We start from the raw sequence: 20,534 nt of genomic DNA on the forward strand, positions 1-20,534 counted from the left end.
CTGAGTATCTATTTGCGATTTCCGGATGTTTATTTGGGAATATGGATTTACTTGCGATTTTCAGCGGTTTACTTGCGATTTCTGGTTGCCTATTTGCGAATTCTAAGTATCTATTTGCGAGTTTCGGATTTTTATTTGCGAAATGCCATTTACTTGCGGTTTTCATTGGTTTATTTGCGATTTGCGGGTACTTATTTGCGATTTCTGAGTATCTATTTGCGAGTTTCGGATGTTTATTTGCGAATTTAGATTTACTTGCGATTTTCAGTGGTTTACTTGCGATTTCAGGTTCCTTATTTGCGAAATCTCCACACTTAATTGCGATTTCACGATATTTATTTGCGAACCGAAATTCCTTTCAAAAAAAGGTCGGCAATCATGCCGACCTTCATTACCTCATTATGAAATTACTCCCCAATTGCGGAGAACCGTTTCCAACTGTGCACGGGTTTCCTCAACAGTACCATTATTATCAATGACCGCGTCTGCACCCTTTTCCTTTTCAGATAAAGGAAGTTGAGAGCTAATACGAGCACGCGCATCTTCTTCACTTAGCTGATTTCTTTCCATTAAGCGACGCAATTGCGTTTCTTCGGATACTGTGACCACTAATATTTTCTCTACATAATGCTGCAGTTTACTTTCAAATAGTAAAGGTATATCCATGATCACCGTTTTCGCACCATTTGCAATATGTTCATCACGCTGGCGTAACATTTCTGCACGAATTGCAGGATGGATGATGTCATTTAACACCTTACGTTTTGACTCATCGTGAAAAATGATTGAACCTACTTTAGCTCGATCCATCTCTCCATTTTCAGTAATCACTTCTTTTCCAAATGCTTCCACAATTTTCGCAAGCGTAGCTGTTCCTGGCTCTACTACAACCCGCGCAACAACATCCGCATCCACTATAGGTAATCCATATTCTTTTAACATATTCGCGACTGTGCTTTTTCCACTAGCAATACTACCTGTTAACCCAATAATCATTAAAAACACACCTTTAATGTTGACATTGTGGACAGTAAACAGAAGTTCGCCCACCAATTGTCATCGATTTCGTATTTGAACCACATGTAGGACATTGTTTTTTTCCATACATTTTCAATCGATGCTGCATACCGCCTGCCTCACCGTTAATATTTCGATAGTCAGAAATGGTCGAACCACCATTTTCAATACTTTCACGTAAAATATCTCGGATCATTTCAAATAACTTTACTTTTCGTTCTTTGCTTATTCGACTTACTTTTCGTGCTGGGTGAATCCCCATTTTAAATAAAGCCTCTGTTGCATAAATATTTCCACATCCAGAAATCACCTGTCCATCCATAATGACTTCTTTGATCGGTTTATTTTGGTATTTTGGTAATGAACATTTATTTAAAAAATACTCGCATGCACCATTATCAAAAGGCTCAGGAGCCATTTCAAGTAGTGGTGGATGTTCATCTAAACTAGTAAGTAATCGCATCTCACCAAAACGGCGTATATCCGAAAAGACTAATAGTTCACCAGAATCTAATGTGAAAACAGCATGAACATGCTTACGAAATTTCTCTTCGTGAATTTCATCTAAACGATGTACCACAAACCATGCACCGGTCATTCCAAGATGGTTTATAAATTTAAACGGTTGATCGTTTTTTTCAACATCAAAAAAAATATATTTAGATCTTCTTGTAACCTTTTTAATAAGCATGTCCTGCATTGCTTCTTCAAAATAAGAAGGCTCTAAACTTTTTACAATACACTGTTTACCAGCTGCACAGGATTCATAGACAGTTTTAGAAAACTCCACTTTCTTGATGGTCTTTCCTTCAACAGCTGGCGCTAATTCCCTAACGACTCCTTCTACTTCTGGTAATTCAGGCATCTTTTCACTTCCCTACTTCGCATCGTACCAAGTACTACCGTAAGAATATTCCACTTTCAATGGAACTAATAGCTCAATTGCATTTTCCATCACTTCTGGAACAATTCTTTCTAAAATTTCGATTTCATCTTTAGGAGCTTCAAAGATTAATTCATCGTGTACTTGTAGTAGCATTTTCGTTTTTAGTCCTTCTTCTTTCAGACGAGCATCCATGTCGATCATTGCTTTTTTAATAATGTCTGCTGCACTACCTTGAATTGGAGTGTTCATCGCAGTACGCTCTGCAAAACTACGTAAATTAAAGTTTGAACTTGTAATATCAGGTAAGTAACGGCGGCGATTTAAAATCGTTGTGACGAAACCGTTTAATTTAGCATCTTGAACAATGGAATCCATATATTCTTTAACACCAGGGAAACTTGCGAAATATCTTTCGATAAATTCACCAGCTTCTTTACGTGTAATATCTAAGTTTTGAGAAAGACCGTAATCACTAATTCCATAAACAATACCAAAGTTAACCGCTTTTGCAGTTCGACGCATATTTGAAGTTACTTCATCAGCTTGTACATGGAATACATCCATAGCAGTTCTTGTGTGAATGTCCATCCCTTGTTTAAACGCATCAATTAGACTTTCATCTTTAGAATAATGAGCTAACACTCGTAGTTCAATTTGTGAATAGTCAGCTGCAAATAATACCCAATCTTCTTGTGAAGGAGTAAATGCCTGTCTAATTCGACGACCTTCTTCTAAACGAATCGGGATATTTTGCAAGTTAGGATCGGTAGAACTTAGTCTTCCTGTTGCAGTTAAAGCTTGTTGGTATCTTGTATGCACTTTGCTATCGTCTTTGTGAACTTCTTTCATTAACCCTTCGATGTAAGTTGACTTTAATTTTGCAAGAGTACGATAATCTAAAATACTTGCCACAATTTTATGTTTTGATTTTAACTTTTCAAGCACATCTGCGGCAGTGGAATATCCAGTCTTCGTTTTCTTTACTGCCGGAAGCTCTAATTTTTCAAATAAAATGACACCTAACTGTTTTGGCGAGTTAATATTAAATTTTTCTCCAGCTAAATCATAGATTTCATTTTCAAGTTGAGAGATTTTTTCCGTTAACTCTTCTCCCATTTTTTCTAATGTTGAGAAGTTAACTTTAATCCCTTCACTTTCCATTGTTCCTAATATATTTGCAAGAGGTAATTCTAAATCATGATACAGGTCGAATTGTTCGTTTTCTTTTAATTTTTCTTCAATAACTGGTTGGAGCGACCAGATTGCAAATGCTTTACGACTTACGTGTTCGGCAAGCACTTTCACCTCTGGTAATGACCATTTCGCACCTTTACCGTAGATCGTTTCGTTCGCCTGAACATCTGTAAAGTTAAATTCTCTAGCTAATGTTGCAACATCATCCCCAGAGATTGACGGATTTACGATATAAGACGCTAATAGTAAATCAAATTCGACACCGCGTAATTCAATCCCTACACGTTTTAAATATGCTTGTGCTGCTTTGCTATCAGACATATATTTTTTCTTTGTCTCATCTTCTAACCAGTTTTTAATTACCTTATTTTGCTCCATTTTTTCAAATGGAACATAGAACGTATTTACACCATCAGTAAGTGCTAATCCAAATAAACGACAAGTATGGTAATGTTCATTTTCTAATTCTAACTGAACAGCCATTACGTCTTTTAACATATCTTCAGTTACATTTTCTACGATATTAAATTCAAGAGCAGCTGTTTCCTTCTCTTCCATTTGGAATTTACTTTTTTCAATTAGGGATTTGAAGGATAGTTCCTGCCATACATTTAATACTTCTTGTTCATCAGGACCTGGGTAATCCAAGTCTGCAAGAGTAATTTCAATCGGTGCTGCGGTAAAGATAGTCGCAAGCTCTTTAGACATTTTTGCTTGTTCTTCATTGGCTACAAGCTTTTCTTTCATTTTCGAAGCTTTCATGCCTTCTATATTTTCGTATAGATTTTCAACCGTGCTATACTCTTTTAACAATTTAATTGCGGTTTTTTCACCAACGCCAGGAACACCTGGAATATTATCCGAAGTATCACCCATAAGACCTTTCATATCGATAATTTGTTCAGGTGTAAGTCCGTACTTTTCTTCAATATGAGCTGGTGTATATTGCTCAATATCCGTCATACCTTTTCTTGTTATATAAACTGTTACTTTATCTGTTGCTAGTTGTGTTAAGTCCTTATCACCTGAAACGATGATGACTTCCATATTATCTTTTTCCGCTTGTTTAGCTAAAGTTCCGATAATATCATCCGCTTCATACATTGGAAGCTCATAACGTTTAATTTGATAAGCGTCGATTAATTTTCTTAAGTAAGGAAATTGCTCAGATAATTCTGGTGGCGTTTTTTGACGACCACCTTTATATTCGTCAAAAGACTCATGTCGGAATGTTGTTTTGCCAGCATCAAAAGCAACAAGCATTTTTGTCGGTTTTTCTTCTTCTAAAATTTTCTGAAGCATTGTCGTAAAGCCATAAACTGCATTTGTATGAATTCCACTATCATTTGTTAAAAGCGGTAATGCAAAAAATGCACGATAAGCTAAACTATTTCCATCTAGTAATAGTAATTTTTCTTTTGCCATAGTAATCTCCTTTTGTCACGTATGTACCAATTCATTCATAGTTTTACTTTAACGTGAAAACACATTTAATTCTATTATAAAACACGTATCCTTCTTATTCGAAGAATACGTGTTATTTTGGACGTCATTTCTATGATTTATTTAGTACAATGTTATTTAACAGTTGGTTTGTTTGTATTACCTTGTTTAGTAATTTTTGTGTAGATTACTTCTTCATAAATGACTGTAGCTAAAAATGCGTTCATAAATGAAATCACAATGTATAAAGGCATTCCACCTAGATCTGGTGTCATTAATGAACGGAAAAATACTTCTACTATACCGATTTGAACGAAGAAGAAAATCATCCCAACTCCAACTTCCCATATCGGACGTTGATCTTTTCTTTTTTCAAATCTCAATACCTTTTTAAAACTATTTCGTACATCTTCAGAAATAAATAATGAACCTACTAAACTAATAATAAAAATGATAGGGATATGCAGTATTTCAAATTTTGCCCAAGAGAAGGAAGTTGAACTAAATAATGCCGTTACTGAACATGCCATCATGATTGCAACTAAACTGTTTTGTACGTATTTATTCACTGCTCTCAACATAATCCCCTCTAATCTAATAAATTTATGATAACTATTAAATTATATAAGAGAGTTATATTATTTTGTAGTAGTAAATTTTGTAATCGATATATAGTTTAAAGTCATCCACGGAAAATAAAAAAACTGGTAGCGAAAACTTAAAAGTTTCCAACTACCAGTTCCTTAACTATTCTAAATATCCAGATAAAATACGTGCATATGGTGAATCAGATGGAATGATAATTACTGTATCTTCACCAATTGTTTGTTTGTATGTTTCTAACGTACGGTAAAGCTCGTAGAATTCTGGATCTTTCGAGAAAGCATTGTTATAAATTCTTGCTGCTTCTGCTTCCCCCTCTGCACGGATAAGCGCAGCTTCTTTTCTTGCTGTTGAAAGCAGTTCAGAAGCATTTCTATCGGTTTCTGCTTCTATACTTCTCTTTTGTGCATCCCCTGCAGATAGATAATTCTGAGCCATCGATTCACGTTCTGAAATCATACGTGTAAATACAGATTGTTCGTTCTCTGCTGGTAAATCTGTACGACGAATACGAACATCAACTACTTCAATCCCGTATTTGTCGTTTGATAATAATTCATTTACTCTCTCAGTAATATTTTTATTTAAATCTCCTCGAGTGGAGCTTGATTCATTAATAATTTCTCCATATTCCAGTCTACCAAGCTCTGTACGTAGTGTAGAGTATATGAATTCTTCCATTCTTGCTTCAGCATTGGCAATCGTTCTTGCATTTGAAATTAATAATTTTGGATCCGTAACTTTCCACACCGCATAGTTATCAACAATAATTCGTTTTTTATCAGCAGTCATAATTTCTTCTTCAGTTGCCATGTCATAAATCATGACGTTTTTAGGCAATGTTGTAACGGATTGAATGAAAGGGATTTTAAAATTTAACCCTGGCTCACTTTTATAAGCAACAACTTCACCAAATTGACGGATAACCTTATATTCATTTTCTTTTACAACATATAAGTTAGAAATAATGATTACTATAATCGCAAAAACAGCAACTAGGGAACCAATAATTGTTCCAATTTTTTTTCCATTAATCGGTTTTTTATTTAAATCGACTACTTTTGCCTCTTTTACGTCACCAGAATCATTCGGTTCCTTAGAATTTTTCTTTTTATTATTGTTATTCCCAAAAAGGGAATTTACAAATTTATCTAAATCGTTTTCGAATTTATCTTTACTCATTAGTTATTGCTCCCTTCTGTCACAGGTGGATTTGTGGAAGAGTTTGGTACTAATGGTAAGTACTTCAATGTCTCACCATCGTCATTCATAATGTAAATTTGTGCATTTGGTAATACTTGTTCTAAAGTTTCAAGAATTAAACGTGTTCTTGTAATTTCTTTACTTTGGCTATATTGTTCATATAAACTATTAAATACTGCCACGTCCCCTTCAGCTTGCTGGATACGAGATATTTTATCGGCTTCTGCTTTAGACATGATCGCATTCTTTTCCCCGTTTGCCTCATTCATTTTTTGGTTTTTATATTTTTCAGCTTCATTTAGTTTTGTTGCTTGTGTTTCACGGGCATCGGTTACAGCTGTAAATGCCTGGCGAACTTCAGCGTTTGGCACTTCAACGTCCTGTAACTGAACAGCTAATATGTTAATACCAATATCGTAATTATTAACTAACGTAGTTAATAATTCTCTTGTGTCTATTTCAATCTGCGCTTTTCCATCCGTTAATGCGTCATCAATCTTTGAACTACCAATTACTGAACGAATGGCTGCTGATGTTGCATTATGTAGTATCGATTTAGGATCGTCTGAGTTAAATAAATATTTCTCTGGATCGGCGATTTTCCATTGTACAACTAAATCTGTTAATACGATATTCTCGTCGCCTGTAATCATTTTTGTTGCATTTTCATTACTAATGATTTCGCCATTTTCATCTAGCTTATAACCAAATGTTAAACTAAATGTTTCCCTTGATAATAACTCTACTTTTTGAATTGGCCAAGGCAGTTTAAAATGCAACCCTGGTTCTGAAACGGTATCATCTGCATGACCGAATGTAATCACTACTGCTTGTTCTGATTCATCGACTGTGTACCAAGATGTTAGTGCGGCAAGGATTACTAAAATCGCAAATATACCGGAAAAAATTAATGTTAACGTTCTTTTCACGCTCAACAAAATTACCTCCTCTAAGTAAATCAAAGTCATCTTTATTTTTGACTTAACTAATTTACGGATTATACGCCTATAAGTTTCAAAAAATAATAAAAAAACAAATGTTTTTCTTTAAGCGACTATAATTTTATCCTCGATAAAAAACACAACTCGACCTAAAACGGTCGAGTTGTTATAATTTCCTTCGCTAAAAATAGTGAACAGACATGCTTGCTCACTATTTCTCGCAAATTATTTAGTTATCTACTAAATCTGAAACAGGGGGGTTTCTAGTTATTAATATATCTTTCTAGTATGAAGAAGATATAAACCCATTGTAAACGTTTTGTTAATTTTTCATTTTTAATGGAATCATAATTTTTATACACGTACCTTTTCCAATTTCACTATCTATATCAAGTTTCCCGTGATGAGCTTCCACTAAATGCTTTACAATAGCTAAACCTAACCCAGTACCCCCTGAATTTCGACTTCTCGCTTTATCTACACGATAAAAGCGTTCGAAAATCCTTGGTAATTCGTGTTTATCAATACCTATTCCCTGATCATCTATTTCAACAATTCCATATTCCTTATTTTCTTTAATACGAAGTGTTATCGTCGTATTCTCAGGAGAATAGGTAATTGCATTTGCGATTAGATTCGTAAAAATTTGAATTAGTCGGTTCGAATCTCCCATTACGACTACGTCACGTTCAATATCAACTTTAAACTGCATATTTTTTTCGTCTAAACGAGGACTTGTTACATCCACAGCTCGGATTAATACGTCTTGTAAACTAGTCGGAACTATATCTACTGTATAACCGTGTTGTTCGATTTTGGATAGCTCTAGTAAATCATTAATTAACATCTGAAGGCGATTACTTTCTTGATATATAATATCTAAAAACGAAAGCAACATTTTTTCATCTTTAAAAGCGCCATCCAATAACGTTTCAGAAAATCCTTTAATTGATGTAATTGGTGTTCTCAATTCATGAGAAACATTAGCAACAAAATCTTTTCGTATTTGTTCAAGACGAATTAGTTCTGAAATATCATGCATAACAATTACGACACCTAGCCAACGACCATGCTCGCCAACTACAGGTGCACCGTATACTTGCATATATAAAATTTCATGGTGTAATTCAACTTCAATTTGCTTACGATATGGTGATTCCGTTAAAAATACATGATCAATAAATTCTTCAAGGTTTTTAGGAAGACCTAATGAATTAAAGTTCTTTCCTCGTACTTCATCAAATGTTAGTTCAAACCCTTTTAGAAATTGTCTATTCACAATTGAAACATTACCTTCTCGTCCAATCATGATTAGACCGCTACCCATATTTTCGATTAATGTTTTTAATCTTTCCTCTTCTACTTCTCGTGTTTTTTCAATTTCTTGTAAAGTACGAGCTAAATTGTTTATGGAACTCCTTAACTGAATGATCGTTGAAGGACCTGTTGCATAGGCTCTTGCACGATAATTTCCTTTAGTTAATTCTTTAGCTGTTTTTGTTATATTATCTAACGGTTCAATTAAGTTACTTACTAATCGATAAGCACCAAAACTTATTAATAGTAAAGCAATTGCCATTAAAATAAATAATATGAAAAAGTATTGTGAGTTAACATACCGAAATGACTCCTCATCAAAGGGGATATTATTTCGATCAAAGTAATTTTTCAAAAAGAATGGAAAAAGCTGACCTAAGATAATTCCAAGGACAGCAAAAATTGAACCGACTATGATCATGAAGAATAGATAGAGTTGATTACTAAAGGATTTCATACTGTTTTTGGCTCCTCAAATTTATAACCTATTCCACGTATCGTTTTTATAAATTTTGGTTTACGGCTGTTTTCTTCTATTTTTTCTCGAAGATGACTAATATGTACATCAACAATACGTGTGTCACCAGCAAAGTCATAGTTCCACACTGCACTTAATAACTGATCGCGAGTTAGAACACGATTTTTATTTTCTAATAAGTATACAAGTAATTCGAATTCTTTTGGTGTGAATTCTAACGGTTGTTCATCTAAAAATGCTTCAAAACGCTCAGGATAGACAACAAGTTTGCCAAAGGCAAGTGTTTTATTGTCAGGTTCTTCCTGTTCTGTTTCAAGGGCTGAAGTAAAGCGTCTTAATACAGCTTTTACGCGCGCTGTAACTTCACGCGGGCTAAATGGTTTTGTCATATAATCATCAGCCCCAAGTTCTAATCCTAGAACTTTGTCAAACTCATCATCTCTCGCAGTAAGCATAATGATCGGAATGTTTTTCTTTTGACTGCGTAATTCTTTACATATTTCCATTCCATCCATCGTAGGTAGCATTAAATCAAGAAGCATTAAATCAGGTGATTTTTCTATGGCTATATCTAAACCTTCTTTTCCATCGTGGGCTAATAAAACTTCATACCCTGCTTTTTCAAGGTTATACTTTAATAAAGTTGCAATAGAGATTTCATCTTCTACTACTAGAATTACTTTAGACATTCACGTTTCCTCCAAAAATTAATTTGAAACCCCCATTTCAAATCGCAGTTTATATATGAGGCATAACGGTTATTACACCTTCTATAACCGACTTTTGTTCTTCATTAGTAGCATATACATAAATTTCTACCAAATTTTCAAGAATATTAATATGTTGTACTTCAATTACAATATTAATTGTTTCATAGTGATAAACTGGTTCATTATACATTAAATTTTGTTGGATAATTCGAGAACCAGGACCTGGAATATGTTTGGAAATCGCTGATGTGATAATTCCATTAAGCATAATTACTGGAACAATAGGTTTTTTGTATGCTGTTTCAGCTGCATAATCGTGTTGAATATAAAGTGGATTATTATCATTTGTTAAGCCTAAATATAATAATAATTCCTTATCCTCAATTTTTTCGGTTAAATGCAACCTATCTCCAATAGATAATTCATCTGCCTTTTTTCCGAGTTTTATACTCTTTCGTATCAACAACGAAGCAACTCCTTTATCCTCAGTTTATTCAATAGTATCAATTTTTTCAGAAAATAACAATGAAAGAAAGATGTTGACGACTCAACAATAAAAGAGAAGAGTAAGGATATTTACCATGTCCTTACTCAAAGTTAAACGACTTTTACTGTTAAATTAAAACGGACATAACCTCACGTACACTTTCAGCAGAAGCATCTAATGCTGATTTCTCTTCTTTCGTTAAATCAAGTTCATAGATTTTTTCTATACCGTTTGCTCCGAGTAACGTTGGTACTCCTAAATAAATCCCCTCATACCCATACTCCCCTTCTAAATAAGCAATTGACGGTAGGATACGCTTTTGGTCTTTTATTATTGCCTCGGCCATTTCAACAAGTGAAGCAGCTGGGGCATAATATGCAGAACCATTACCTAGCAAATTAACAATTTCACCGCCTCCAACTCGAGTTCGATCTACTATTGCTTGAAGACGATCAGCTGCGATTAACTTTTCCAAAGGAATTCCGCCGGCATAGGAATAGCGAATAAGTGGAACCATTGTATCGCCATGTCCTCCTAGTACAAATCCTCTAATGTCTTTTACTGAAACGTTTAATTCCTCTGCAACAAAGGCACAAAAACGTGCAGTATCTAATACACCTGATTGACCAATGACTCTTTCTTTTGGGAAACCTGTTTCTTTAAACACAGTATAAGTCATTGCATCAACTGGATTTGTTAGTACTAAGATAATTGCATTTGGTGAGTGTTCCTTAATTTGTGTAGAAACAGATTTCATTACTTTTTGATTGATTTGTACTAAATCATCCCGGCTCATTCCAGGTTTTCTTGCAACACCTGCAGTTATTATGACAATATCCGATTCTTTAGTATCCTCATAATTTGAAGTTCCCATAACATGTGAATCAAACCCTTGAACAGGGGCTGCTTCCCACATATCTAAAGCTTTTCCTTTTGTCGGATTTTCAGCTTCAGGAATGTCTACTAATACAACATTACCTAATTCCTTTTGAGCCAATAAGAAGGCTGTTGTTGCACCAGTAAATCCTGCTCCTATGACAGATATTTTTTCACGTTTCATACTCATTTGTCTATTCACTCCCTAATTTCCCTATACAAAAAGGAAGCATACAAAGATGCTTCCTTTTTTATACTTGTATTCAATTACAGTATAGACAATGATTTTGTAAAAAAATTCATCATTTAGAAGAAATAATTAAAGGTTTTTAATTAATTCGTTTGCGAATTCAGAACATTTCACTTCAGTAGCGCCTTCCATTAAACGAGCGAAGTCATAAGTAACTACTTTAGAAGAAATTGTTGTTTCTACAGATTTTGTAATTAAATCTGCAGCTTCTTGCCAACCTAAGTGTTCAAGCATTAACACACCAGAAAGTAAAACAGATGATGGGTTTACTTTATCTTGACCAGCATATTTAGGTGCAGTACCGTGAGTAGCTTCGAAGATAGCATGTCCAGTTACATAGTTAATGTTAGCTCCTGGAGCAATACCGATTCCACCAACTTGTGCAGCTAATGCATCAGAAATATAGTCACCATTTAAGTTCATAGTTGCAACAACGTCGAACTCTTTTGGACGAGTTAAAATTTGTTGTAAGAAGATATCAGCGATTGAATCTTTAACGATGATTTTACCTGCAGCTTCAGCATCAGCTTGTGCTTTGTTAGCAGCTTCTACGCCTTCTTCTTCTTTAATTTTGTCGTATTGGTTCCATGTAAATGTTTGATCAGCAAATTCAGTTTCTGCTAATTCATAACCCCATTTTTTGAATCCACCTTCAGTGAATTTCATAATGTTACCTTTGTGAACAAGAGTAACTGATGGACGGTTATGTTTGATAGCATATTCAATTGCAGAACGTACTAAGCGCTCTGTACCTTCTTTTGAAACTGGTTTAATACCGATACCTGAAGTTTCTGGGAAACGGATTTTGTTTACACCCATTTCAGTTTGTAAGAATTCGATGATTTTTTTAGCATCAGCAGATTCTGCTTCATATTCGATACCAGCATAGATATCTTCAGTGTTTTCACGGAAGATTACCATATCTACATCTTCTGGACGTTTAACAGGTGATGGAACACCGTCAAAGTGACGTACAGGACGTAAACATACATATAAATCTAATTGTTGACGAAGTGCAACGTTAAGAGAACGAATTCCGCCTCCGATTGGAGTTGTAAGAGGTCCTTTAATTGCAATTAGGTATTCATTAATTTTATCTAAAGTTTCTTGTGGTAACCATTCACCAGTTTGGTTAAATGCTTTTTCCCCAGCTAAAACTTCTAACCATTCAATTTTCTTTTCACCGTTATAAGCTTTTTCGACTGCAGCATCAATTACTCTTGAAGCTGCCGCCCAAATATCTGGACCAATTCCGTCACCTTCGATGAAAGGAATTACTGGGTTGTTTGGTACGTTTAGTACACCATTTTCTACTACAATTTTGTTAGTCATGAATGTTGCCTCCCTATAATCATAAGTCAAGGACTGTGCATTCTATTCACAGTCCTAGACAATTTTAGCATATTTTAAAAATTAGCGCTCATCGATTGGAATATATTTTTGCATTCCTGGTCCTACGTATTCTGCACGTGGACGGATTAAGCGGTTATTTGAGTATTGTTCTAGAATATGTGCTAACCAACCTGATGTACGTGAAACAGCAAAGATTGGTGTGAATAAATCATGTTCAATTCCTAGTGAATCGTATACAGATGCTGAGAAGAAGTCAACGTTAGCTGGAAGGTTTTTCTGACTAACGATCATGTCATGAATTTTAACTGACATATCATATAGTTCAGGTTTTCCAGTTAATTTTGTTAACTTTTCACTCATTACACGTAAGTGTTTTGCACGTGGATCACCTTTACGATATACGCGGTGACCGAAGCCCATGATTTTTTCTTTGTTGTTTAATTTTGTTTGGATGTAATCTTCTACCTTATCGATTGAACCGATTTCAGATAACATTTTCATAACTTGTTCGTTAGCTCCACCGTGAAGAGGTCCTTTTAAAGCACCAATTGCCGATGTAATACCAGAATATACATCTGATAATGTTGCTACACATACACGTGCAGTGAATGTAGATGCATTTAACTCGTGGTCAGCATGTAATACTAATGCTTTGTCAAATGCTTCAATTTCAATTGCTTCAGGCTCTTTACCGTGTAGCATATATAAGAAGTTTGCTGCATAACCTAATTCAGGTTTTGGAGCAACTGGTTCTAAACCTCTACGGATACGAGAGAAAGCAGTAACAACCGTTGAGATCTTCGCTTGTAAACGAATCGCTTTACGATAGTTTGCTTCCGGAGACATTACATCCGCTTCTTCATCATATACACCTAATAGTGAGATTGCAGAGCGTAATGCAGCCATCGGATGAACCGTATTTAATGGATAAGCCTTAAATTGATCAAGAATTGCTTGAGGAACTTCAGCATTCTCAGCTAATTGTTGTTTCAATTCAGCAAGCTCATCCGCTTTTGGTAGGCGCGTATGCCATAGTAAATATACAACCTCTTCAAATGTAGCATTGTCTGCTAAATCATCAATGTTGTAGCCTACATATGTAAGTGTGTCGTCGATGATTGAACTGATTTTTGACTCAGCCGCTACGATACCTTCTAAACCGCGTGTTGCTGTCATAATATAATCTCCCCTTATAAAGATTTTGTAAGTGCTTTCTTTTCATTTTAGAAAAAGGACACTTAGATTAGTTCTGCTCAATGAACCTATAAGTAAATCGCTTACAAGTTTATTATAATCAATTTTGTCGTCTTTGTGAATGAAATTACTAGAATTAAAGTAAAAATCGAAAATAGAACGAGAAAATTGCACGAAAGAGAATTTCTTATTAACGTACGAGATTTTACATACATTAAATAGAGGTGAGAATTAATGAAGATGCAAAAATTAAATGAATTTCCTTTTAAAAGTGGAATTAAATTTATTGTATTAGCTGTATATTTATTAATTATTTGGTTTGTTTTTCCAATATCAATTGCAATTTTTTTTGCCTATTTAATATTTCCAGTAGTTGAATTTTGTAATAAGCGATTAAAACTTCCTTACATACTAAGTGCTATCACTATATCTATATTAATATTTATTCTAATTTATTCATTAATTTATATTACTATACAAAGTTTAATTAGTATTTACCCTGAATTACAACAACATATAGCTAAAATCCCTCTAATAGATACCGCTAGCTTTCAAATATTCGAAACTATTTACGAACAATCCATGTCTTTAATTGACTCTTTAATTTTAACCATCGTTAACTCAATTCAAATAGTTTTTAATTATATATTTGAATTTTTTATCTTTCTATTAGCATTTTTCTTTTCTTTGTTCGAATCGAGAAAAGATCGGGCATGGTTCTTTCTCTATGTTCCAAAGGCTTATCGATCAGAATGGAAGCAATATTTTACACGAGCTATTGATTTAATAGGTTATTTCTTATTTGTTGGGTTTCAATTATTTATGATTACATTCTTTTTACTAAGTTGCGGTTTCTCACTTTTAAAATTCGAACAACCTATAAGTAAAGCATTTCTAATTGCGATAGCAGATTTCTTACCATTCTTCGGTATTGGTATTTTCCTTGTACCGGCAGCAGTCTATTTCTTTTTTGTTGGACAAAGTACATTGGCCATCGCTATTTTAGTTTTATTTTTGTTTATCATGCTGACTAGACAAATAACAGAGTCCATGTTGTGGGCAAAAACTTTTCAATTGCGAGCCATCCATTCATTTTTCATAAGTGCTGCATCAATATTAATGTTCGGGATATATGGTATTTTACTAAGTCCATTCATTATTTTAATAGCACTTAAAATGAAACAAAAATCTACCTATTAATAATATAAACGTTTCCACTTTCCATTTTCTTACGTAACCATTTATAAATAGATGGTTTATAAAGTTTTCGAGTAAAACTAAAAATAAGTGTAAAACCGATAACATCTGTTAAAAACCCTGGTAAAGCTAATAGTATACCTCCAACGAATATTAAAAATGTATCGACCATTAAGGGGCCAGGTGGTTCACCCTGATTGATACTATGTTGCAAGTTTTGTACGGATTTCATGCCCAGTTTTTTTGATACAGCGATTCCAATAATTGAAGTAAGGATGATTAATAATAGAGTGTTAAATACTCCAATTAAGTTACCTACTAATATAAACAAAGCTATTTCAACTAATATAAAAGCTATTAGAGTAAATAATATTTTTCTCATATGATTCCCCCAATTCGTTACTATTAAAACTTTATCTCATAATTTACGTTCATACAAATTGAAAGATTCATTTATGAATCATTTAGAAAATAAAAGTAGACAAAACTATTTTACGTTTTGTCTACTTTTATGTTTATTTGTTATAAAACACTTGCATGTCCTTTATATATAACGCCTGTTTCTGCATCCATCGTAATTTCTTGGCCATGTCTTATTAAGGTTGTTGCTTCTTTTACACCAACAATAACTGGAATACCTAAGCTCAATCCGACAACTGCTGCATGGCTCGTTAAGCCGCCTTCCTCTGTAATGATACCAACACATTTTTCAATCACTGGCATCATTTCACGATCAGTCCCAATAGTCACCAATATACATCCTTCTGTGTCGTATGCCTTTGCTTCATCTGCATTATTTACAACTACTGCTTTAGAAACGACAGACTCTTTTCCAATCCCTTGTCCACGTGCAAGAAGATCACCAATAACATGTACTTTCATTAAGTTTGTTGTTCCTGCTTCACCTACTGGTACACCAGCTGTAATTACAACAACATCACCGTGGTCAACATATTTATATTTTAATGCTTCATCAACCGATAATTCTAAAATTTCATCTGTTGTCGTTACTTTTGGAGTTACGATTGGCGTAACACCCCACACAAGAGTTAATTTTTGGGCTGTCGTAGCCTCATTTGTAATTCCAATAATTGGTACACCTGGACGATATTTTGCAATCATTTTCGCTGTAGTACCACTAGAAGTAGGAGCTAATACTGCCTTAACTCCTAAGTTTATGGAAGTATATGAAACGGCTTGTGAAAGAGCTTCTGTCATTGTTGTACCTTTTTCACGACTTCTAGTTGATACAATCGAACGATAATCTAATGAGTTTTCAGTGTATTCCGCGATTTTGTTCATTGTTTTAACTGAATCTACTGGATAAAGCCCAGCTGCAGTTTCTCCAGATAACATGATGGCATCTGTACCATCAATAATAGCGTTTGCTACATCACTTGCCTCAGCACGCGTAGGTCTAGGATTTCTTTGCATAGAATCTAACATTTGTGTTGCTGTAATAACAGGCTTTCCAACTTGGTTACATTTTTTAATTAATGTTTTTTGAACTAATGGTACTTCTTCAGCAGGAATCTCAACCCCTAGGTCTCCGCGCGCAACCATCAGGCCATCAGACACTTCAATAATTTCATCTATGTTATCTACACCTTGTTGGTTTTCAATTTTAGGGATAATTTGAATATGACTGCCGCCATTTTGTTCTAATAATTCACGAATTTCTAGTACATCTTTAGCCGTACGAACAAACGATGCAGCGATAAAGTCAACGCCTTGCTCGATTCCAAATAAAATATCTTGTGCATCTTTTTCAGTAATACCAGGAAGATTTACAGAAACCCCAGGTACGTTTACACCCTTTTTATTTTTTAATACTCCAGCATTTTCCACAATTGTATGGATTACACCCTTGTCAGTATCCTTAGCTAAAACACGTAATTCAATTAAACCATCATCAAGTAAAATCTTATCGTTTTGATCCACATCTACTATAAGTTGATCGTAAGTGACCGAGAATACATTTTCATCGCCTTCAACTTCTTCCATTGAAATGTCAATAACTTGTCCACGAGTAAGATGTACTTCACCGTTCTTCATATTATGTGTACGAATTTCTGGCCCTTTTGTATCAAGTAAAATACCAATTGTTCGATTCAATTTGGCAGCAACTTCTCTAATCGTTGCAATTCTTACCGCATGTTCATCGTGGGAACCATGGGAAAAGTTTAAACGTGCCACATTCATGCCTGCTACTATTAACTGTTCTAGAACTTCTGGTGATTCACTTGCTGGTCCAATTGTACATACTATTTTCGTTTTTCTCATTTATTTATCGCTCCGTTTTTTACTATTATTTATATAGATAATTCTTTAGATAATGTATATAAACTAACTTCAGCTTTATGTTTTAGATTAAATGCTTCTCCAAAATCATAATCAATTACTTGGTGATTTTTTATACCAACAGCTCGTCCACTACCACCTTGTAACAATACTTCTACAGCTCTCGCACCTAAACGACCAGCCAATACACGATCACGAGCTGATGGAGAACCTCCCCGTTGAATATGTCCTAATACAGAAACCCTTGTATGGATACCTGCTTTTTCTTTTAAAAGTTTAGCAAGTTCCGAGCCAGACATTACTCCTTCTGCTACGATGATAATGCTATGTTTTTTCCCCCTTGCTTCTCCGCGTTGGATTCTTTCGATAATATCATCAATGTCATAGGCTTCTTCAGGAATTAAAATCGATTCTGCCCCAGCTGCAAGACCAGCCCATAATGCTAAATCTCCAGCATCCCTTCCCATCACTTCTACAATAAAGGAGTTTTCATGGGATGTTGCAGTATCTCTTATTTTATCAATGGATTCAACAACAGTGTTTAATGCAGTGTCAAAACCTATCGTATATTCTGTACCCGGTATATCGTTATCAATCGTTCCAGGTATACCTACACAAGGAAACCCCAGTGTTGTTAAGGCATGGGCACCACGGTAAGAACCATCCCCACCAATTACAACTAGCCCTTCAACACCAGCTTGTTTCATCTTTTCGATACCCTGTAATTGATACTTTTTTTCTTTAAACTCTGGACATCGCGAAGAAAATAATTTAGTTCCACCTCGTTGGATGATACCACCAACGGATCCTAAATCTAATAACTCCATATTCCCTTCTATAAAACCTTCATAACCACGGTAGATCCCCATTACTTCTACACCATGGTAATTTGCTTTTCGAACGACAGCTCTTATTGCTGCGTTCATGCCAGGAGCATCTCCGCCACTTGTTAAAACTGCAATTTTTTTCAAGTGCCCCTACCTCCTAATCTTTCCTCATATTTAACACATTATCATAAAATGGAATTAATGTAATGATTATAAGAAGTTAAAATTGCTACTTTTACAAAAAAATTATATTTATACCAGCGTTAGTTATTGTTTTTACAATTTCATGATTTCTTGATGACAATTCAAATATTCCTTACAAAGTTTCCACATGTTGAAAAAAATATATTCTGTTTCACTAAAAGTTTAATATATAAAAAACGACAAAACCTTTTAATAAAGATTTTGCCGAGTTTAATTTATTGTTCAATAAATTCACCAATTACTCTAAATTTATTGTAACGATCTTCGATTAGCTCCTCAGATGATAACAATTGTAATTTTGATAATTCCTCTAATAGACATTCTTTAATAGCAAGTGCTTGTGCATTTATGTTTCTATGTGCACCACCAGATATTTCAGGAATTATGCCATCAATTATTTCCATTCTCTTTAAATCTTGGGCTGTAATTTTCATTGCTTCGGCTGCTTGTTTTGCTAAACTCGCATCCTTCCAAAGAATAGATGCTGCACCTTCAGGAGAAATAACAGAGTATGTTGAGTTTTCAAGCATGAAGATACGATTAGCAACACCTAATGCTAGTGCTCCACCACTACCACCTTCACCTATAACAATGCTGATTACAGGAACTTTTAATCCAGCCATCTCAAACAAATTCTTTGCAATTGCTTCACTTTGACCACGCTCTTCCGCAGCTTTACCAGGATAAGCTCCTTTTGTATCTATAAAACAAAGAATTGGTCGGCCAAATTTTTCAGCTTGTTTCATTAATCGAAGAGCTTTTCTGTAACCTTCTGGATGTGGCATACCAAAGTTTCTTCGAATATTTTCTTTTGTTGCCTTTCCACGTTGATGACCAATAATTGTAATCGGCTGATCTTCGAAGAATGCAATACCACCAACAATTGCTTCATCGTCACGGAAAGTACGATCTCCATGAAATTCAACAAAGTCCGTGAAAATTTCTTTTATATAATCTAATGTCGTTGGACGCTCAGGATGTCTAGCTACTTGAACACGATCCCAAGGTTCCATATTTGAATAAACCTTAATTTCTAACTGTTTAAGTCGTGTTTCAAGAGTTTTAATTTCATCAGACATATCAACATCGGCTTTACTTGCGATGTCTTTTAACTCATCTATTTTTTCACGTAGTTTAATAACCGGTTCTTCAAAAGCCATATTTTTAGCCATTTGAAACTCCTCCTTTTCGATGAATTTTTACGATTGTTGCTACCTTTTCTCGCATTTCTTTACGATGGAAAATAGCATCTAATTGTCCATGTGCAAGTAAAAATTCTGCTGTTTGGAAGTCATCAGGTAATTTTTCTCGTACAGTTTGCTCAATAACACGACGACCAGCAAAACCAATTAATGCTTTTGGTTCTGCTAAATTTATATCACCAAGTGATGCAAAGCTTGCTGAAACCCCACCAGTTGTTGGATGTGTCATGATAGATATAAATAATAAACCATTGTCACTATGACGTTTCAATGCAACACTTGTTTTCGCCATTTGCATAAGGGAAAGGACGCCTTCTTGCATACGAGCCCCACCACTTGCAGTGAAAATTATGAACGGTGTTTTTAATTCAGTAGCTTTTTCAATCGCTCTTGTAATTTTTTCACCAACTACAGAACCCATTGATCCCATACGGAAATGTGAGTCCATGATTGCTACAACTACACGCTCACCTTTTAACTGACCAACACCTGTTAACACTGCTTCATTTAACTCGGTCTTAATCATATCTACTTCAATTTTTTCTATATAAGATGGGAACTTTAATGGATTAGATGTTTGTAAATGATCATCTAAAGATTCAAAAGTCCCTTTATCTAAGAAATAATCCACTCTTTCCCATGCAGTTAATTTATAATGATGATCACAATTCGGACAAACTTTGAAATTGTTCTCTAATTCTTTTGTTAAATATATTTTTTTACATTCTGGACACTTTGTCATTAAATCAGCGGGAAATTCATTTTCTTTCTTACCTTCGATAACTACCCCGCCTTTTGATTTCTTACGATTCAACGTTAAAAAGTTCTTAATCGCCATCATAATCCCCCTT

At 34.6% G+C, this 20,534-nt stretch carries 19 protein-coding genes; 2 read left to right on the plus strand and 17 right to left on the minus strand.

Features of this window, described 5'->3' with window-relative positions; translation table 11 throughout:
- Positions 1 to 41: 41 nt before the first annotated feature.
- Positions 42 to 479 (plus strand): hypothetical protein, encoded by a 438-nt coding sequence (locus CRO45_RS19890; RefSeq protein WP_141400315.1) that lies wholly within the window; start codon positions 42 to 44, stop codon positions 477 to 479.
- On the opposite strand, the gene coaE is transcribed toward CRO45_RS19890, so the two are convergent.
- The 12 genes from coaE to citZ all read right to left on the minus strand — a co-directional run bounded on the left by coaE (position 400) and on the right by citZ (position 13,934).
- Positions 400 to 996: a dephospho-CoA kinase gene (coaE, locus tag CRO45_RS04965; RefSeq protein WP_097148528.1), complete on the minus strand. Its 597-nt coding sequence runs from the start codon at positions 994 to 996 to the stop codon at positions 400 to 402. The two genes, CRO45_RS19890 and coaE, sit on opposite strands and share 80 nt — an antisense overlap.
- Before the next feature lie 13 nt (positions 997 to 1,009).
- Entirely contained in the window at positions 1,010 to 1,882 is an 873-nt protein-coding gene (gene mutM, locus CRO45_RS04970) for a bifunctional DNA-formamidopyrimidine glycosylase/DNA-(apurinic or apyrimidinic site) lyase (protein ID WP_097148529.1), read from the minus strand.
- Positions 1,883 to 1,894: 12 nt separating this feature from the next.
- Positions 1,895 to 4,522, minus strand: a complete 2,628-nt coding sequence (polA, locus tag CRO45_RS04975; protein ID WP_097148530.1) for a DNA polymerase I — start codon at positions 4,520 to 4,522, stop codon at positions 1,895 to 1,897.
- Positions 4,523 to 4,674: 152 nt separating this feature from the next.
- A complete protein-coding gene (locus CRO45_RS04980; RefSeq protein WP_235864522.1) occupies positions 4,675 to 5,121 on the minus strand; it encodes a DNA polymerase I in 447 nt (148 codons plus the stop codon).
- A 166-nt stretch (positions 5,122 to 5,287) separates the two neighbouring features.
- Entirely contained in the window at positions 5,288 to 6,325 is a 1,038-nt protein-coding gene (hflC, locus tag CRO45_RS04985; protein WP_097148531.1) for a protease modulator HflC, read from the minus strand.
- Positions 6,325 to 7,281 (minus strand): FtsH protease activity modulator HflK, encoded by a 957-nt coding sequence (gene hflK / locus CRO45_RS04990; RefSeq protein WP_170949409.1) that lies wholly within the window; start codon positions 7,279 to 7,281, stop codon positions 6,325 to 6,327. Before hflK ends, hflC begins: the two co-directional genes overlap by 1 nt.
- 328 nt (positions 7,282 to 7,609) lie before the next feature.
- Positions 7,610 to 9,061 carry a two-component system histidine kinase PnpS gene (pnpS, locus tag CRO45_RS04995; RefSeq protein WP_097148533.1) on the minus strand — a complete coding sequence of 484 codons (1,452 nt, stop codon included), beginning with the start codon at positions 9,059 to 9,061 and terminating at the stop codon, positions 7,610 to 7,612.
- Positions 9,058 to 9,771, minus strand: a complete 714-nt coding sequence (locus CRO45_RS05000) for a response regulator transcription factor (protein WP_097148534.1) — start codon at positions 9,769 to 9,771, stop codon at positions 9,058 to 9,060. The genes pnpS and CRO45_RS05000 overlap by 4 nt, the downstream gene beginning before the upstream one ends.
- Before the next feature lie 49 nt (positions 9,772 to 9,820).
- Positions 9,821 to 10,258 carry a MaoC/PaaZ C-terminal domain-containing protein gene (locus tag CRO45_RS05005; RefSeq protein WP_097148535.1) on the minus strand — a complete coding sequence of 146 codons (438 nt, stop codon included), beginning with the start codon at positions 10,256 to 10,258 and terminating at the stop codon, positions 9,821 to 9,823.
- A 148-nt stretch (positions 10,259 to 10,406) separates the two neighbouring features.
- On the minus strand, positions 10,407 to 11,345 hold the full coding sequence (mdh, locus tag CRO45_RS05010; protein ID WP_097148536.1) for a malate dehydrogenase: 939 nt from the start codon (positions 11,343 to 11,345) through the stop codon (positions 10,407 to 10,409).
- 129 nt (positions 11,346 to 11,474) lie between these two features.
- Positions 11,475 to 12,737, minus strand: coding sequence for an NADP-dependent isocitrate dehydrogenase (icd, locus tag CRO45_RS05015; RefSeq protein ID WP_097148537.1), 1,263 nt, complete (start codon positions 12,735 to 12,737; stop codon positions 11,475 to 11,477).
- An 81-nt stretch (positions 12,738 to 12,818) separates the two neighbouring features.
- Positions 12,819 to 13,934 (minus strand): citrate synthase, encoded by a 1,116-nt coding sequence (gene citZ / locus CRO45_RS05020; RefSeq protein ID WP_097148538.1) that lies wholly within the window; start codon positions 13,932 to 13,934, stop codon positions 12,819 to 12,821.
- Between the two features lie 252 nt (positions 13,935 to 14,186).
- Between citZ and CRO45_RS05025 the strand changes: the two genes are divergently transcribed.
- On the plus strand, positions 14,187 to 15,152 hold the full coding sequence (locus CRO45_RS05025) for an AI-2E family transporter (RefSeq protein ID WP_097148539.1): 966 nt from the start codon (positions 14,187 to 14,189) through the stop codon (positions 15,150 to 15,152).
- On the opposite strand, the gene CRO45_RS05030 is transcribed toward CRO45_RS05025, so the two are convergent.
- The 5 genes from CRO45_RS05030 to accD form a co-directional block, all read right to left on the minus strand.
- Positions 15,142 to 15,531 (minus strand): FxsA family protein, encoded by a 390-nt coding sequence (locus tag CRO45_RS05030; RefSeq protein ID WP_097148540.1) that lies wholly within the window; start codon positions 15,529 to 15,531, stop codon positions 15,142 to 15,144. The genes CRO45_RS05025 and CRO45_RS05030 overlap by 11 nt on opposite strands.
- A 140-nt stretch (positions 15,532 to 15,671) precedes the next feature.
- Complete coding sequence (pyk, locus tag CRO45_RS05035; protein WP_097148541.1) at positions 15,672 to 17,432, minus strand: pyruvate kinase; 1,761 nt, start codon at positions 17,430 to 17,432, stop codon at positions 15,672 to 15,674.
- A 29-nt stretch (positions 17,433 to 17,461) separates the two neighbouring features.
- On the minus strand, positions 17,462 to 18,421 hold the full coding sequence (gene pfkA / locus CRO45_RS05040; protein ID WP_097148542.1) for a 6-phosphofructokinase: 960 nt from the start codon (positions 18,419 to 18,421) through the stop codon (positions 17,462 to 17,464).
- Positions 18,422 to 18,696: 275 nt separating this feature from the next.
- Positions 18,697 to 19,653 (minus strand): acetyl-CoA carboxylase carboxyl transferase subunit alpha, encoded by a 957-nt coding sequence (gene accA / locus CRO45_RS05045; protein WP_097148543.1) that lies wholly within the window; start codon positions 19,651 to 19,653, stop codon positions 18,697 to 18,699.
- Complete coding sequence (gene accD, locus CRO45_RS05050; protein WP_097148544.1) at positions 19,646 to 20,521, minus strand: acetyl-CoA carboxylase, carboxyltransferase subunit beta; 876 nt, start codon at positions 20,519 to 20,521, stop codon at positions 19,646 to 19,648. The genes accA and accD overlap by 8 nt, the downstream gene beginning before the upstream one ends.
- Positions 20,522 to 20,534 lie beyond the last annotated feature (13 nt).

The organism is Ureibacillus acetophenoni, assembly GCF_900220965.1.
GTDB classification, from domain to species: domain Bacteria; phylum Bacillota; class Bacilli; order Bacillales_A; family Planococcaceae; genus Ureibacillus; species Ureibacillus acetophenoni.

Coding starts and splice junctions, on each gene's coding strand:
- CRO45_RS19890 (WP_141400315.1), top strand. CDS start 42: ATGGATTTACTTGCGATTTTCAGCGGTTTACTTGCGATTTCTGGTTGC.
- coaE (WP_097148528.1), bottom strand. CDS start 996: ATGATTATTGGGTTAACAGGTAGTATTGCTAGTGGAAAAAGCACAGTC.
- mutM (WP_097148529.1), bottom strand. CDS start 1,882: ATGCCTGAATTACCAGAAGTAGAAGGAGTCGTTAGGGAATTAGCGCCA.
- polA (WP_097148530.1), bottom strand. CDS start 4,522: ATGGCAAAAGAAAAATTACTATTACTAGATGGAAATAGTTTAGCTTAT.
- CRO45_RS04980 (WP_235864522.1), bottom strand. CDS start 5,121: ATGTTGAGAGCAGTGAATAAATACGTACAAAACAGTTTAGTTGCAATC.
- hflC (WP_097148531.1), bottom strand. CDS start 6,325: ATGAGTAAAGATAAATTCGAAAACGATTTAGATAAATTTGTAAATTCC.
- pnpS (WP_097148533.1), bottom strand. CDS start 9,061: ATGAAATCCTTTAGTAATCAACTCTATCTATTCTTCATGATCATAGTC.
- CRO45_RS05000 (WP_097148534.1), bottom strand. CDS start 9,771: ATGTCTAAAGTAATTCTAGTAGTAGAAGATGAAATCTCTATTGCAACT.
- mdh (WP_097148536.1), bottom strand. CDS start 11,345: ATGAGTATGAAACGTGAAAAAATATCTGTCATAGGAGCAGGATTTACT.
- icd (WP_097148537.1), bottom strand. CDS start 12,737: ATGACTAACAAAATTGTAGTAGAAAATGGTGTACTAAACGTACCAAAC.
- citZ (WP_097148538.1), bottom strand. CDS start 13,934: ATGACAGCAACACGCGGTTTAGAAGGTATCGTAGCGGCTGAGTCAAAA.
- CRO45_RS05025 (WP_097148539.1), top strand. CDS start 14,187: ATGAAGATGCAAAAATTAAATGAATTTCCTTTTAAAAGTGGAATTAAA.
- CRO45_RS05030 (WP_097148540.1), bottom strand. CDS start 15,531: ATGAGAAAAATATTATTTACTCTAATAGCTTTTATATTAGTTGAAATA.
- pyk (WP_097148541.1), bottom strand. CDS start 17,432: ATGAGAAAAACGAAAATAGTATGTACAATTGGACCAGCAAGTGAATCA.
- accA (WP_097148543.1), bottom strand. CDS start 19,653: ATGGCTAAAAATATGGCTTTTGAAGAACCGGTTATTAAACTACGTGAA.
- accD (WP_097148544.1), bottom strand. CDS start 20,521: ATGGCGATTAAGAACTTTTTAACGTTGAATCGTAAGAAATCAAAAGGC.